At 56.7% G+C, this 15,614-nt stretch carries 11 protein-coding genes; 6 read left to right on the top strand and 5 right to left on the bottom strand.

The annotated features are described in order from the left end of the window. Positions 1–147: 147 nt before the first annotated feature. Positions 148–936, top strand: a complete 789-nt coding sequence (locus NC979_RS15730; protein ID WP_190517181.1) for a pentapeptide repeat-containing protein — start codon at positions 148–150, stop codon at positions 934–936. A 316-nt stretch (positions 937–1,252) separates the two neighbouring features. Here the strand turns inward: NC979_RS15730 and NC979_RS15725 are convergent, their stop codons facing one another. Together NC979_RS15725 and NC979_RS15720 are read right to left on the bottom strand one after the other, a co-directional pair. Next, the gene (locus tag NC979_RS15725; RefSeq protein ID WP_190517178.1) at positions 1,253–1,819 is read right to left on the bottom strand and encodes an OsmC family protein; all 567 of its coding nucleotides are present in this window, start codon (positions 1,817–1,819) and stop codon (positions 1,253–1,255) included. A 71-nt stretch (positions 1,820–1,890) separates the two neighbouring features. After that, on the bottom strand, positions 1,891–2,832 hold the full coding sequence (locus tag NC979_RS15720; RefSeq protein WP_190517176.1) for a hypothetical protein: 942 nt from the start codon (positions 2,830–2,832) through the stop codon (positions 1,891–1,893). Between the two features lie 585 nt (positions 2,833–3,417). Here NC979_RS15720 and NC979_RS15715 point away from each other — a divergent pair. From NC979_RS15715 to NC979_RS15705, 3 genes are all read left to right on the top strand, one after another. Continuing rightward, positions 3,418–4,725: an AmpG family muropeptide MFS transporter gene (locus tag NC979_RS15715; RefSeq protein ID WP_199308758.1), complete on the top strand. Its 1,308-nt coding sequence runs from the start codon at positions 3,418–3,420 to the stop codon at positions 4,723–4,725. Positions 4,726–4,764: 39 nt separating this feature from the next. After that, positions 4,765–5,097 (top strand): TMEM14 family protein, encoded by a 333-nt coding sequence (locus tag NC979_RS15710; protein ID WP_190517172.1) that lies wholly within the window; start codon positions 4,765–4,767, stop codon positions 5,095–5,097. A gap of 175 nt (positions 5,098–5,272) precedes the next feature. Further along, positions 5,273–6,424: an ABC transporter substrate-binding protein gene (locus NC979_RS15705; RefSeq protein WP_190517169.1), complete on the top strand. Its 1,152-nt coding sequence runs from the start codon at positions 5,273–5,275 to the stop codon at positions 6,422–6,424. 87 nt (positions 6,425–6,511) lie between these two features. Here the strand turns inward: NC979_RS15705 and NC979_RS15700 are convergent, their stop codons facing one another. After that, positions 6,512–10,030: a DNA polymerase III subunit alpha gene (locus tag NC979_RS15700; protein WP_190517166.1), complete on the bottom strand. Its 3,519-nt coding sequence runs from the start codon at positions 10,028–10,030 to the stop codon at positions 6,512–6,514. A gap of 578 nt (positions 10,031–10,608) precedes the next feature. Between NC979_RS15700 and NC979_RS15695 the strand changes: the two genes are divergently transcribed. Together NC979_RS15695 and NC979_RS15690 are read left to right on the top strand one after the other, a co-directional pair. Beyond that, the gene (locus NC979_RS15695; protein ID WP_190517163.1) at positions 10,609–11,400 is read left to right on the top strand and encodes a DUF1206 domain-containing protein; all 792 of its coding nucleotides are present in this window, start codon (positions 10,609–10,611) and stop codon (positions 11,398–11,400) included. 174 nt (positions 11,401–11,574) lie between these two features. Then, positions 11,575–12,561, top strand: a complete 987-nt coding sequence (locus NC979_RS15690; protein WP_348253796.1) for a hypothetical protein — start codon at positions 11,575–11,577, stop codon at positions 12,559–12,561. Positions 12,562–12,669: 108 nt separating this feature from the next. On the opposite strand, the gene NC979_RS15685 is transcribed toward NC979_RS15690, so the two are convergent. After that, entirely contained in the window at positions 12,670–13,983 is a 1,314-nt protein-coding gene (locus tag NC979_RS15685; RefSeq protein ID WP_347403909.1) for an HD domain-containing protein, read from the bottom strand. Then, a complete protein-coding gene (gene ctpA, locus NC979_RS15680) occupies positions 13,973–15,214 on the bottom strand; it encodes a carboxyl-terminal processing protease CtpA (protein WP_190517159.1) in 1,242 nt (413 codons plus the stop codon). Before ctpA ends, NC979_RS15685 begins: the two co-directional genes overlap by 11 nt. Between the last annotated feature and the right edge of the window lie 400 nt (positions 15,215–15,614).

The raw sequence follows: 15,614 nt of genomic DNA, 5'->3' as shown, positions 1-15,614 counted from the left end.
AGCAGCATCTCGACTGCCTGGGCGTTGATAACTAGCATGCTCACTGGCTTTGGGAACCAGGGAAGCCAGAAGATGCTGACACATTGTAGAGGCAATCTATAAACTTGATCGTAGATCTTTGAGCCAAACCTATCGGAATTGCACGCCATGGCACACCGCACTACACCACGCCAAAATCTCCGTCCCACGGGGGTAGCCGCCGCGGTTGGCCTTGCTCTGGCCTTGGCTACACCCGGTGTTGCCAACGACCCCCTGCGGCAGCTGCTGATCAGCCACATCTGCATCGCCTGCGACCTCAGCGGCGTCGTGCTTACCCGCGCCGATCTCGAAGATGCCGACCTGACCAATGCCAATCTGGCGGGAGCCAACCTGCGCCAGGCCCGCCTGCCCCGCGCTCAGTTGACCCAAGCTGACCTGAGCCAGACCAACCTGCAACAGGTGGTGCTCAGCGCCGCTGACCTGACCGGAGCCAACCTGTCGGGGGCCAACCTGCGCCAGGCCACCCTCACCGGCAGCACCCTGCGGGAGGTCAACGCTGCTGACGTCAATCTAGAACGCGCCGAAGCCCGCAACAGCGATTGGTACGGCAGCGACCTCAGCGGCAGCCGTCTAGATAGAGCCGTGTTCAACCACGCCAGTCTGGCAGCAACCGATTTGACCAACGCGACCTTAACCCACAGCCAGCTTTTTCGGGCCAACTTGATTGGTGCCCAGCTAGCGGGGGCCGACTTTACCGGGGCCGACATGCGCCAGGCACTAATTCGTGACACCGAGTTAGCCGGGGCTATCTTTACCGATGCCGACTTACGAGATGCCAATCTCAACCGCACCGACCTCAGCGCTGCTCGGTTCTGCAACACTCGCATGGCCGATGGCGAGATCAACAACGATCACTGCGCCGAGCTAGGGCTCAGCCCCGATCGCGCTGTTCCCTAAACGGGGTTGCTGGATACAGGTATGAATCAAAACTGCAATGGCTCTTGTAGGGGCAAACGGCCGTTTGCCCCTACTCAAATTCGTGCTTCAAGTCAGCAACACCTCCTAAACAGCCTGCATAGAGAATGGGCAATTGCTAGAGCGTCTAGAACGGAGTGTAGGGATTGTAGGGCAGGTCTGTACTGTCGCAGTCGACGCCGAGCTTGTGCAAATGCTTTCAATCGCGACTTGCTCAGCAAAATTCACAACAGATAAAACGCAGTCGTGCGAGCGAGAGCCCGCACGACTGCTGAGGGAAGACCGACCTTAACCAGGTCTAAGCTTCGACGCGCAGGGATGGCACGATCTTGACCGGGTTGGCCAGGTTCCAGAAGTTCGGCGAGGATGCGATCGTCGCCTCATACATCTGCTGGAATTTCTCGGGAGCGGCGTCGCCCTTCACCGTCAGCGTCCAGCGCATATCCTGATACCCGGCCTGGATTGATTCATCCAGCTTGAGCAGGCCTCGCACGTCGAGGGTGCCGGTGCTGTGGATCTCCACTTTCTCTAGCCGAATGCCTTCTACAGAGCAATGTTCGACAAAGGTAGTCAGAATGCAGGAATTGACGCCTGCCAACAGCACCTCCTGGGGGTTGGGTCCCATGTTGGTGCCGCCCAGTTCCTCAGGCTCGTCGATGGTGAGCGAGAAGTCGCGGGCGTAGGCTTGCCCAGCCCAGTCGAAGGAGGTCATGCGGGTGAGCGATCGCGTGCCGTCTACCCAAGCCGTAGTGGCGTGGAAGGCCATCTGCGCTTGGGCAGCATCCTGCTGAATGGCGGTAACTAGCTCGGTGACGCCGCTGGGGGCAAAGCCGTTGATGGTATAAACCTGCTCAGTCGTAGTCATAGTCAAACTCCTTAATTTTGGGGATAGAGAACTATTAAAAGCTGTGTAATGACCGCAGCCGTTTCGTTTGGCTATTGGTCGTCGTCCGACAAAAACTCGTGGGTCAGAGCCGCGATTTGGGCATATCCTGATGCGCTCAAGGCCCGCACGCTCTGCTCAAAGCTGGGATGGGTCATGCCCGCGATCAAAAACGCGTTTTGGTACGATCGCTCTTGAATGCGCTGCATCTCATCCCGTTCAGAGGCAGAAAAGGTGCGCCCTGTGACCCGTTCCAGGCTGGCAATATCTAATTGCACCTGGGCTTTAAAGCCTTGATCGAGGTAGCGAATGATGGCGATGTAGTCGTCAATGGCAGTGGCGATGCCTTTGGCATCCATGGTTTGAGCCATGGACTCAACCATCAGGGTATCGAGGCGGGCGTGCTGGGCCTCCTCCTGCCAGTGGTGCTTTAGCAAACTGCAAAACTGCGGGTCGAGAGCATCCTGCTGGTGACGAACGCTTTCGAGAAAGTGCCGCTGGGTCATCCACTCAATGTGCAGAGTCACTAGGGCTACGCCTAGGGGGCTATGGCTGAGCACGAAACCTGCGATTGCTTGGGGTGGCCCGATCATCTCGCAGCGGTGGCCAAACCCGGTCTCAAAGGCGGTCGCAAACTCGCGAAACAGACGAATGTGCTTGCTTTCTTCGGCGGCAAAGCCCAGGTAGGCCTGGGTGGCCGCAATGTCATCGCAGCCCAAGGTTTTGGCATGGTCAACCACCAGGGGCAAAATGAACTCTTCCACCAGCCCAAACAGGTGCAGATAGCTGTTGCTGCGAATGTGGTTGAGCAACCGGGCGGCCTCGGCATCTAAACTCGGAATCGCCTTGGCCTGTACCAGCGCCTCGGGCAAAAAGGGTCGGGTAAAGTCGAGGGGCCGATGGGGGCCAATCAGATCTTCTACCTGCCAGGCCACCCGCGCGGCATCTTTGAGAATTGCCGAATAACTGTGTTTTGGAACGGTTGCTGCGGTCATAGGATCTCCTGAACGTGAATGGGGGCTCGCCACGGCGATTGAGTCATTGCCCTAGGGCCGTTGGTTTAACTTGTTTTCAGATTAGATAGGGGGCCGTCGCCAGACCGTCGCCAAATCGTCCCGCCAGCGTCAAACCCAGACAGGTCTAGCTCTTTGGGAAAAATGTCTGATTTCCCGGCACTGATCGTCGCTGTCGTTTTTGCTGTGGCGGCAGCTGGGGGCTAAGTTTGAGGGGGCGATCGCTCAGCATCCTCCTCGTGCTCCGTAACCACAGATTCCCTAGCCGCTACATTTAGAGGCGGCTTTGTGATGATGAAAGTGCTGCAAGATCCCGCTCAGCTAGCTCACTACCGCGCCTACGTGGAGCTGCTGTTTTTTCTTAGTGCTTAAACGTTGAACCAGTCTTGGCGAGGAAGCTGCAAGACTGCTGCTACAGGGCCTGAGTGGATTGATCGGCAAAGGCGATCCCGAGCTAAGCGACCTAATCTGGTGGTATCTTGCTCTGATGTCATCCCCAGCCAACATCCGGTCTGCAACCTCGTGAAAGCTACTCACTCCTTAGTTCGGGTTTTTCAGAGCCGCAAGATGGCGGCCATTCTGCTGCTAGGCATTGCCTCTGGGCTACCCTACGCTCTGATGGACGATGCCTTCCGGGGCTGGATGACCAAAGCTCAGCTCGATCTGCGCACCATCGGCTGGTTCAGCTTGATTAGCCTGCCCTACTCGCTCAAATTTTTGTGGTCGCCCCTTCTCGATCGCTTCGTCCCCCCTCGCCTGGGCCGACGGCGGGGCTGGATGGTGATTGGGCAGCTGGGGCTGGTAGTGGGGATCGCAATTCTTGCCCTGCAAATGGCCGCGATCGCTGCTGGCCCCTTGCCCACGCCAGCCTCGGTGCTGCAACTCGTCGCCCTGATCGCCTTGGGGATTACCTTTCTCAGCGCTACCCAAGACATCGCCATTGATGCCTACCGTACCGATGTGCTGGAGGAGCGTGAAATGGGGGCCGGAGCCGCCACTTACGTTTTGGGCTACCGGATCGCCATTTTGCTAACCGGGGCGATGGCCTTTATTCTGGCCGATCGCATCACCTGGCCCTGGGTCTATGGGGTGATGGCCGGGCTGATGGGGCTGGGGGTGCTGGTCTCGCTGTGGGCACCGGAGCCGGTGCGCGCCGTGCACCCGCCGGACTCGCTGAAGCAGGCGGTGGTGCAACCCTTTGGCGAGTTTTTTAGCCGCCTGGGGGTGCAGCGCACAATCGCCGTGCTGCTGTTCATTCTGCTCTACAAGCTGGGCGACAACCTGACAGCAAAGATGGCCATTCCGTTTTTGGGCGACCAGGGGTTGGGCTTTTCGGATACCGACATTGGCACGATTCGTCAGGGGCTAGGGCTGGTGGCCACCATCGTCGGCACCCTAGCGGGCGGGGCTGCCCTCAGCCAGCTGGGCATCAACCGCTCTCTGTGGGTTTTTGGTGGGCTTCAGGCCCTGAGCAACCTGGGCTATTTGATCCTGGCGATTGTTGGCAAAAATTACCTAGTCATGGTGCTAGCCATCAACGTCGAAAACTTTTGCGCCGGGCTGGGGACGGCGGGCTTTGTCGGCTTTCTAATGAGTCTGTGTAATGCCCGCTTTTCGGCCACCCAGTTTGCCTTGCTGTCTAGCCTGATGGCGGTCGGGCGCGATCTGATCGCTGGCCCCGCCAGCGGCGAACTTGCCCAGCGCCTGCAGCAGTTTGTGCAGAGCAACCCCAACATTGCTGCGACACCCACTTTAGGAGGGGCTACTCAGCAGGGCTGGCCCCTATTCTTTGGCATTACGCTGCTCGCCGCCCTGCCCGGCTTGCTGCTGCTGCCCGTGTTTGCCCCCTGGCGCGATCGCGAGGAGGTCGACTAAGGCAGTACCCTTGAAGCAAGACGTTGCTGGAGTGCGGATATGCTCTTTTTGATCGTTGCGCTCGCGCCCTGGGTGCTCTTGCTCTACGCCGTGCTGGTCATAGCTGGCGGCGTGATGGGCTATGTGAAAGCCCGCAGTAAACCTTCCCTGATCTCTGGGCTGATTAGCGGCGCAGCCTTGCTCATCGCCTGGTGGATCACCCTGAGCAACAGCTACAACGCAGGTATAACTCTGGCCATCTGCCTTGCGATCGCGCTCCTGATCGTCTTCGGCCTGCGCTTCCGCAAGACCAACAAATTCATGCCTGCTGGATTGATGGCGATTGTGAGTCTGTTTTGTGCAGTTCTGTTTGGCGTTGCATTGGCCGTATAAATCTGTAGTCGAGATCAGTCTCAACCCTGATGAGGCGAAAATGAGCTGAGGCTGACAAGAAAGGTCGCTGACCTTCTGCGGAGTCAACCTACCAAGCTGTTAACGACTGGTGAACTGTGCCGCTAGATTCTCGTGGTGTAGACTAATGCCCATATTTGAGAATCCTTGAGGAAGTATGACCGTTCGTTGGTCAAAGACCGGTCCAGTGGGGCGATCGCGTCCGCATTATCTCTCCCGGCGGCGATTTCTGCAGTTTTCAACGACGGCGGCATCTGGTTTGGCCCTGGCAAACTGCCGACGCCCGGGCACTAATATTTCTAATGCGGACGGCAGCGCCCCTGCCGATGGCAATAACAAACCGCTCTATATCTACACCTGGTCTGACTACGTCGATGATGAGGTCTACGATCGCTTTACCCAGGCCACCGGCATCCCCATCGAGGTGCAGACCTACGACTCTAACGAGACTATGCTGGCGAAAATCCAGGCGGGCGGCGGGCAGCAGTTCAGCATTCTGTATCCCTCCGACTACATGGTGCAGCAGATGATTGAGCTGGGGCTGTTGGCAACTCTCGACCACGCTCAGCTGACAGGATTGGACGACCTGCGCGACCCCTGGCAAAACCTCACCTACGACCCCAATAACGCCCACAGCATCCCGCTTAGCTGGGGTACCACCGGGCTGATCTACGACACCACCAAACTCAGCCCGCCCCCCACTGACTGGGCTTATCTATGGGAGCGGCAAGACGCCTTGACAGGCCGGCTCACTCTACTCGACGACGTCCGCGAAACTCTGGGGGCGACTCTGACGTCGCTGGGCTATTCCTACAACACGACTGACCCTAGGCAGATCGAGGCTGCGTTCAAGCGGTTGCAGGAGCTGAAACCAGCGATCGCCCAGTTCTCCAGTTTTGGCTGGGAAGACTCGCTCATCGCAGGCGACCTCGACCTCTGCATGACCTACTCGCACTTGGGCAACGCCCTTCCCGCCGAGAATCCCAACCTGCGCTACGTCATTCCCACCTCTGGCAGCTCCCTATGGACCGATGCGATCGCGATTCCCAAAACCGCGCCGCACCCAGAGGCCGCCTACGCCTGGCTCAACTTCATGCTGGAACCTGAGAATGCCGCCTTTGCTGTACAGAAGCTGGGCTTTGCCACTCCCAGCAAGTCGGCGTTTGAGCTGCTGCCCGCCGAACTGCAAGACAGCGAAACCCTATTTCCGCCAGAGTCGGTCCTGGCCAACTGCGAGGGCATTGCCCCGCTTGATACAGCTACGTCTGACCTATTCGATCGCTATTGGACTGAATTGACCAGCGCTTAGCGACCTCGCTAGAGACCCGATCCCTTTTGTGCAATGCCGATTCATCGGCTACATGCGAAAGGAACCGGATCTCTCCCGATAAGGAATTCACGCGCTAATCAGCGGCGTTGCCCTCGCCTGAAAGTTGGCATTCACCAGCGCATTTACTGCTGCCTCAGGGTCTTTGACGCGGAACTGTGCCCCTAGCCGCACAAACTGCCGCTGCTGGTTGCCGCCAATCACCGCAATCACCGGCACTCGCGCATACTTGGGGTCATCGCCCTGGTTATTGCGAATTACGTTGCGCAGGCGGTGCTGCTGTTCAATGTCGCCCGCCAGACGCGGGTCTAGCTCCACCATCACCATGCGCACATCTTCAATTGATTCGGCATCGTCAATGATGAACTGCACGCGATCGTCGCGGCGATCGACCTTGCCCCAGATCATCAGCCGCTTGTCGGCGACAATGTGCTGGCCAATGCGCTCAAAGGATTTGGGAAAGACAACGGCCTCTGACTGCCCAGTCAAATCTTCAAGCTGGACGATCGCCATCCGATCCCCCTTCTTCGTCACCACCGGCTTGACGCTGGCGAGAATCACGATCGCACTCAAAGTTACGTTATCCGGCTGCTCGTGTAGCTCTGCCAGGTTAATCGGGGCCAGCACCCGCGCCGATCGCTGCACCGACTTGAGCGGATGGTCAGAGATGTAGAAGCCCAGCAGCTCTTTTTCCTGCCGCAGTTTTTCCTGGGCTTCAAAGTCGGCTACTAGCGCTGCTTTGGGCGCAGTTTCATAACCCGCCGAAGGGGTGGCGCTCTGGGTATCGCCACCGCCCAGCATCATGTCAAACAGGTTCCCCTGGCCGATCTCACGATCCTTGGCGCGGCCCTGGGCCCAGTCGAGCACCAGCTCTAGGTCTTGCATGAGCTGGTTGCGGTTGGGGTCAAGCTTATCCAGTGCCCCCGCCAGAATCAGCGATTCTAGGGCGCGGCGGTTGACCGAGTGTAGATCGACGCGATCGCACAGTTCCGCCAGCGAATTAAATGGCCCCTCCGCCTCGCGATTCTTTAGAACGCACTCGATCGCGCCTAGACCGACGTTGCGCACCGCTGAGAGGCCAAACAAAATGCTCTTACCCTCGGGGGTAAAATCGACTAGCGATCGGTTGATATCCGGCGGCAGCACCTCAATGCCCATGGCAATGCAGTTGCCGATGTGCATCTGCACCTTGTCCTGGTCGCCGCTGTTGGAGGTTAGCAGCGCCGCCATATACTCCACAGGATAGTTAGCCTTCAGGTAAGCGGTCTGAAAGGTAACAAACCCGTAGGCGGTGGAGTGCGACTTGTTGAAGCAGTATTCGGCGAACTTCACCATCTGGTCCCAGAGTTCTGTCGCCACCTTCTTGGCGACGCCTTTCTGCATCGCGCCGTTGACGAAGTTCTCCTGGTGCTTGAGCATTTCCGACATTTTCTTCTTCCCCATGGCCCGCCGCAGCAGGTCAGCCTGGCCAAGGGAGTAGCCGCCCATATCCTGGGCAATTTTCATGATCTGCTCCTGGTAGACCATGATGCCGTAGGTCTCACTCAGAATCGGCTTCAGAATTTCGTCGGCAAAGTCAATTTTTTCGCGTCCGTGCTTGCGGTTAATGAATTTGGGAATCAGCCCCGCATCCAGCGGCCCCGGTCGGTAGAGGGCGAGAACGGAGGAGATGTCTTCCAAACCAGAGGGCTTGAGATCCTTCACGATCTGGCGCATGCCCGACGACTCAAGTTGGAAGACGCCGCCCAGATCGCCACGCTCCAGCAGCTTGTAGGTGGCCGGGTCGTCCATGGGTAGGTCGTCTGGGTCGATTTTGGTGCCGTGGGTCGCCTCGATCAGCTCCAGGGTTTTTTGGATCATGGTCAGGTTGCGCAGACCCAAAAAGTCCATCTTCAGCAAGCCCAGGGCTTCTACATCCTCCATGTAGTACTGGGTGATCACCTGGCCGTCGTTGTTGCGCTGCAGGGGCACAATTTCGTCGAGGGGGTCTTTGGAGATCACCACCCCAGCGGCGTGCATGCCGAAGGTTTTGTTGGTGCCCTCAATGCGCAGGGCCATGTCGATCCAGCGGCGGGTTTGGGGGTCGTTGTCGTACTTTTCTTTGAACTCGGGGGCGGGAGTATCGTCGGAGATCATCACCTTGAGTTTGGTGGGCTTGCCCCGTGCCACCGGAATCAGCTTCGCCATCCGGTCCGACTCGGCGTAGGGAATGTCGATCACCCGCGCCACATCCTTAAGCACCGCCTTGGAGGTCATGCGGTTGAAGGTAATGATCTGCGCTACTCGCTCCTCGCCGTAGCGGCGGGTGACGTATTTGATCACCTCGTCGCGGCGATCGATGCAGAAGTCGGTGTCAATATCCGGCATCGACTTGCGTTCGGGGTTCAAAAAGCGCTCGAACAGCAGCCCGTGGTGGATCGGGTCGATGTTGGTAATCTCCATGGCGTAGGCCACTAGAGAACCCGCCGCCGACCCCCGTCCCGGCCCCACTGGAATATTGTTGTCGCGGGCAAAGCGAATGTAGTCCCACACCACCAAGAAGTAGGTGGGGAAGCCCATCTGGATCATCATCTCGATTTCGTATTCGAGGCGATCGCGGTATTCCTGCTCAATCTCCTCGTAGCTGGCCACTTTCATGCGTTTGACCAGCCCCTCCCGCGCCACATGACCCATGTAGGCCCCAGCATCTTCGTTGAACTCAGCGGGAATGGGGAAGTCGGGAATGCGCGACTGGCCGAGGATGCCGGTGTACTCTTCGATCTTGTCGGCGACTTCCAGGGTGTTGGCGATCGATTCCTCAATCACCTCTGGCTCAATGTGATCGCGGAACAGCTGCCGCATCTCGTCGGCAGACTTTAGGTATTCTGTGCCGCTGTAGCGCAGGCGCTTGTCCTCAGTCAGCAGCTTGCCGGTCTGGATGCAGAGCAGCGCGTCGTGGGCCTCCACATCGTTGCAGGAGATGTAGTGGGAGTCGTTGGTGCAGATGACTTTTATGTCCATCTCGCGGGCGATCTTCAGCAGCTCCACGTTCACTACCCGGTCTTCAGGAGAGCCGTGGTCTTGAATTTCGAGGTAGTAGTCTTCGCCAAACAGGTCTTTGTACCACTGGGCCACCTTGCGGGCCACATCGGGCCGCTTCTGCAAAATTGCTTGGGGCACCTCGCCACCGAGGCAGGCGCTGGTGACGATCAGCCCTTCGTGATACTGCTCTAACAGGTCTTTGTTGATGCAGGGGCGCGAAAAAATGCCCTTACCCTGTACCCCCTGCAAGTGCGAGATAGTGGTGAGCTTAACCAGGTTTTTGTAGCCTTGGGTATTTTTGGCCAGCACCACCTGGTGGTACCGGGGGCGGCGCTGCTGCTGCGAAATGTCGCCGTTGATTAGGTACATCTCGTTGCCGATGATCGGCTTGATGCCCACCCCTTTGCAGACCTTGATCAGCTCGATCGCGCCATACATCACCCCGTGGTCGGTGAGGGCGATCGCCGGCATGTCCAGTTCCTTAGCCCGCGCTACTAGCTGGGGCAGCTGGCTGGCCCCGTCAAGCAGGCTGTAGGCACTGTGGATGTGGAGACCAACAAAGGACATAGCGCCGCGATATAATAGTACAATTTTACTGCATCAGCGGCTTGGGAGTCAGGTTTCCCAACCCGAAGGCACCCAAGCTGCTCCTCAGGTTAGCGGATTATAGAACTACATCTAGCGAATCTCAAGAAATATAGAAATTTAAACCGCCATATATGGCGTGCCCTAGATCTTGCCCTCGCGGCCAAGCTCCTAGGTCAGGCAGCAGCAGCTTAATCGCCTAGTAGCGTCGGCGTCGCTAGGGACATCTGAGGAAAGCCGGCTAAATTAGGTGTAAACCGTAAGCAACCGTACCCAGTTCAAGCTCACTTCAGAAACCGGGTCGCGATCGCTGCTTTTGCCGCTTGAACGAATAAAGCTGGCGATAAACGCTCAACTCCATGGCCAGGCAGATAGACTTAAGCCTGAAAACTATTTGAGTCGAGGAACGAATTTGATCGGCTTACAGATTGATCTGGCTTGGCTGGCACAGCGCTTCAATGAGTAATGTCGAGCTGATACTGGCGCTTTTACAGGGCTTAGTTCGTTTAGCACAGCGGCAGCTCTTAAAACTTTTCAAACGGCCCTGGGTGCGATGGTATATGCGTTTGGGCCATGGTACCAAAGGCGCGTTCTATGGCCTGATCGGTCTATTCGCCCTCAACGATATTATTCACGACCAGCCCATCGTGGCGGGTAGTGAGGCGGTGCTCGCCGACCTGGAGCGTTGGCCCTTGGGCAGTGGGATACTTGGACTGCTAGCGTTTGGCCTGCTTGGTTATGTTCTGTGGCGCTCAATACAGGCCAGTATTGACCCGGGTCAGACAGAAGCGTTGAACATTCGCCAGGTGCTCCAGCGCTGCGGCTATGTTGTCAGTGGTCTAACCTACCTAGGCCTTGCTCGGAGCGCGGCTAAACTGTCCCTTAACTTGGTTGTCGATTTTGACGACACGATAGAAGGCCTGGCCTCCGTTCTATTCGAGCGAGAGGTAGGCCCCTGGATGCTTTTGGGCGCTGGTTTTGGCGTTATGGCAGTAGGTTGCCTCTATATTTACGGGGCCGCCTCCGGTGGCTACATCAACGATTTTCATCGCGACCTCTCTCGCCCTATTAGGCGATGGGTAATAGCCATCGGCAAAGTTGGTATTACGGCTCGCGGAGTTGGCTTCGTTTTAATTGGGGCATACCTGATCAAAGCTGCCTATCTAGTTGACGATAAATCTGCCGGTGGGTTGGGCAATGTGTTTGACGAGCTAGATGAAGAATTTTTGGGCGAATACTGGCTGGGTGCGATCGCATTTGGCTTTTTGGCCTACGCCGTCTATATGATTGTTGCAGCCTGCTATCGCCAGTTTCCAACGCTCAACCCGCCAGCCGCAGCCAAAAACGATTAATCTCTGCGAATTGCAAATACCAGCAATGAGCCATTCTGGAAAAGCTAGAGTCGTCAGCTTGTAGGGTGGCTATACCAGTAGGTTTGAGGTGAGCAATTAGCTATGCTACAGCGACACAGATGCGATAAACGCTATTGGCTAGCGCTCCTACCACTCATGGTCGCGGGCCTGCTAATGCACATTAGCTTTTGGTTTATACCCGCCAAAGATTTGATGGGTGAAGACATTTACTACATCTGGCTAGAAGGCAAAAGAATTATTGCTGGAGAAAACCCTTATGCCAGAGTTCTGGCTAGCGACATGAGGGACAACGATAAGTACGCCACCTACTTTCCTTTGGCCTATCTCCTCTCTGGCCTGGTTCAAAAACTTGGGTTTCCAGAATTTTTAGACTGGCTCTATTTATGGCGACCGCTTTCGTTTTCGTTTCACATGGGCATAGTCGCCTTGGCATTGAGATATTTTTGTGCGCGAGGCTTGTGGCTGCTTGGCTTTGCCGCCTCCGCTGTTCTTCTGCTGGGTCGTTGGAGCGTCTATGTTACAAGGGTTCACCATCTTGAATTCGCAGCCGTCTTTTTTTTGATGCTTTCTTTAGTTTTCTTGAGAGAGAAACCCAGGCTGTCATTGCTGGCCTTTAGCATTTCCCTAGGGATCAAACAGATTGCGATCTTCCTGCTACCACTTTATTTGGTTCACCTCTGGGTCAACGGCACTAAAGATAGGCGAATTCAAGCGGTAGGTTGGGGCTTTTTGATAATCCTAAGTATTCCATTTTTAACCTCGCTGCCGTTTTTATTCTGGAATACGGAAAGTTTTTTTAAGTCCATTCTCTTTTCGGCTACTCGTGCCGGCAGCTTGCACGTTGAAGGGGCGCCTTCCCTTGACGTGATTTTCTCTCAAAACATGCCTTGGTTGGTAGGTCTAAAGGCTAAGCTGCTGATGCTATTGCTGATGGGGCTGGTTTATCTGAGCTTCTGGAAAGAAAGAATCACTATCTTGGCTTCCTCCGCTGTGGTAATGATGGTGTTTCTTTACTTCAACTCAGTGCTATTTCTACAGTATTTTTTGTGGCCTTTGAGTTTAACGCTGTTAGCGCTGGTTGAACTAGTACCGCCTTTACCACCGCAAAATTTGGTAAGAGTTGATTGCAACGACCTTTAGGAAAACAAACTTTAAAGAACAAAAGTCTGATTGGCGTATCCCAAAACGTCAGGATTTGACCATGCCAAACATTTTTTCGCTCTTCTATTTTCGATCTGTTGCTACAGCTTATTCTGCCTCTGAAACTACCCCAGAGTTGTAGGTGGCCCAAGTTTGGCGCAGCCAGGGATGAATTTCGCGCGGGTAGAGTAGCCAGGTGCGCTCATAGGACTGGCTGAGGGCCTGCACCAGAGGCGAGATATCTTTGATGTCAGTAAAGGCGTTGTCGCTGTGTAGGCAAATGCCTTCGTTATAGGTGGTATAACCTCGGCTCCAGGTGCGGCGCAGACCGCTGTAGTTTTCGCCGCTGTAACCCTGCTGCTCTAAATGGGTGCGAACTGCGTGGAGAAAGTCATCCTGCTGGTCCGTTGAGAGCCGGGTGATTTCCAAGGTCTTGAGTAGGTCGCGATCGAGGTAGCGACGGCACAGATCAGCTAGCAGCGGGTCAGGGCTGTGTCGCCATCGCTGGAGGTGGTAGGTAAACACAATATCGTCGCCGGCCAGATAGGTATCTAAGGAGAGTGGGCGATCGGGAGTGAGCAGCCAAGCAGTCACCGTAGGATCAGCCTCTAGCTTGCCAACGAGCAAATCGGCTCTAGCCCGCTCAAAGGCCCGCTCTAGCAGCCAGGTGACGGAGATGTTTTTTGGGTGGTTGTATACCTGCACATACATAAAGTGGCGCACCACCAAATAGTGCTCGATCGCAGACAAGCCCTTGTGGGCCACCACCAGACGACCGCTCTGGGGCTCAAACCGCAGGGCCATCAGAATGCGATCGAGATCGAGCTGGCCATAGCTAGCCCCAGTGAAGTAGCTATCGCGCAGCAGGTAGTCGAGGCGATCGCAGTCTAGCTGACTCGACACCAGCTGCCACACCAGCGCAATGGGGTGCTCGTGAGTGTAGACCTGGTCCACGGCTGCCGCCAGCCCCTCGGCCCGCGTCTCTAGGGCATCGTGAATCTCCGGCAGTTCGCGAATCATGCGGCGGGTCCAGTGCTCGTGCTGAAGGCCAAACACCTCTTCGGCGGTGTGGCTAAAGGGGCCGTGGCCAATGTCGTGGAGCAGGGCCGCTACCAGCACCGTAGCCCGGTAGGGGGCTAGCTCAGGGTAGCGGCGCTGGATCTGGTCAAAGGCGCGCCGGGCGATCGCCATTACCCCGAGAGAATGGGTAAAGCGTGAGCTTTCGGCCCCGTGAAAGGTGAGGCTGGCCGGGCCGAGCTGACGAATCCGCCGCAGTCGCTGAAACGCTGGGGTATCGATGAGCTGAGTCAGCAGCGCCTCGTCGGGGTCGCTGGCGTGGAGCGTAATCGCGCCGTGGAGCGGGTCGTGATACGAGCGACTGGCCTTGGGCGGCCCCGCCTCGGGCAAAGATTCAGGACGCACTGGCTAGGACCGTGGCTTGACTCAGCATCTCTAGCGCCGCCTGGTACTGGGGGTCGTCATCGGTAGCCACGGTGTCGCGGCTGAGGGGCACGCTGGCGACAATGCGATCGGGCCGAATCCCCAATTTATTGATGTCGTGGTGGGCTGGGGTTTCATATTTGGCCACAGTCACCGCCAGCCCTGCCCCGTCCGACAGGTCAAACAGCGACTGAATTAGCCCCTTGCCAAAGGTGGTGCTGCCCACCAGGGTAGCCCGGCCATTGTCCTGCAATGCCCCGGCCAAAATTTCGCTAGCGCTGGCGGTGCCTTCGTTGACCAGCACTACCAGGGGCGCGTCGGTAATCGCCTGACCAAACGCCTCAAAGCTATCTAGAATGCCCTGGCGGTTAACCGTGTAGACAATCGTGCCCTGGGGCAGCCACAGCCGCGCAATCTCGATGCCAGACTGCAATAGCCCCCCAGGGTTGTTGCGCAGATCGAGTAAGTAGCCCTCTGCCCCTTGGTCGGCCAGCGTGCGAATTGCGGCGGCTACCTTCTCAGACGCATTGCCGTTGAACTGACTCAGCCGCAGGTAGCCTACCCGCTGGCCCGCTGGCGTTGTCTTGAGCGCCGCCACTACGGGGTTGAGGGTGATTACGTCGCGGGTCAGAGAAACCTGGCGAGCTGTGGTCTCGTCAGGGCCACGCAGTTGCAGAGTAACGGTGGTGCCGCGCTGGCCCCGCATCCGAGCAGCGGCCTCATCTAGGGTCAATTCTGTCGTAGCCACACCATCGATTTCTAGCACCACATCCTGGGGTTGAATGCCTGCCTGCTCTGCTGGGGATCCTTCGATTGGGGCAATCACCCGTAGCCAGCCAGGTTGCTCATCCTTAGAAATTTGCAGCCCTACTCCGGTCAACGCGCCAGCAGTGCTGGTTTGCAAACTGCGGTACTGCTCGGGGGGCAGCAGTCGAGTGTAGGGGTCTTCTAGCCCAGCCAGCATGTCCTGAATGGCCTGGTAGGTATCGTCCCGACTGGCCAGGGCGCGATCGAGGGCTCGCTGGCGAGTAAACCACCAGTTTTGATGGTTGAAGGTGTCGTCTACGTAGGCCCGATTCACGATGCGCCACACCTCTGCCACCAGATTTTGCTCCTCAGTGAGGGCAAAGGCAGGGCCTGCTGATACCCCACCGACCACCAGCCCCATCAGGCAAAGGCTAAGAATAGAAAGACGCAATAGGGGTTTAATCATAAACGCAGGGCAGAGGCAGGCAGTAGATTGAATGTGAACGAAATATGGTGTTGACCAGCGTTTCTAACTCATAGGGAGCCTGGGTTAAGGATCGACGATATCCCAGCCATTCGGTCAGCGCTTCACATTAGTTTATTCTGATCATTCTTTTACTGATTGCGCCCAACCAGTAGAGATAACACTTCTCTACCCGGTTCACCAAGCCCTGTAGTGAGCTGGTATCTAGCTATCCTTACGTTAACCGGGGAGGCAATGTAACGGAGTATTGCGAATTATAGCAAGGGTCTAATTTATCTCCCTGAGCTGGCGTGGGCCTGGGGCGAGCCTTTTGCCTTAGTTGCCTATTCCGGGGATGGCAGGATGCGTCTCAGGCCTTAGAATTTAAGTTAGAGAATTTAGC

This window comes from Leptolyngbya subtilissima AS-A7, from assembly GCF_039962255.1.
Lineage (GTDB): Bacteria > Cyanobacteriota > Cyanobacteriia > Phormidesmidales > Phormidesmidaceae > Nodosilinea.
This window is presented reverse-complemented; position numbering and strand designations above follow the sequence as displayed.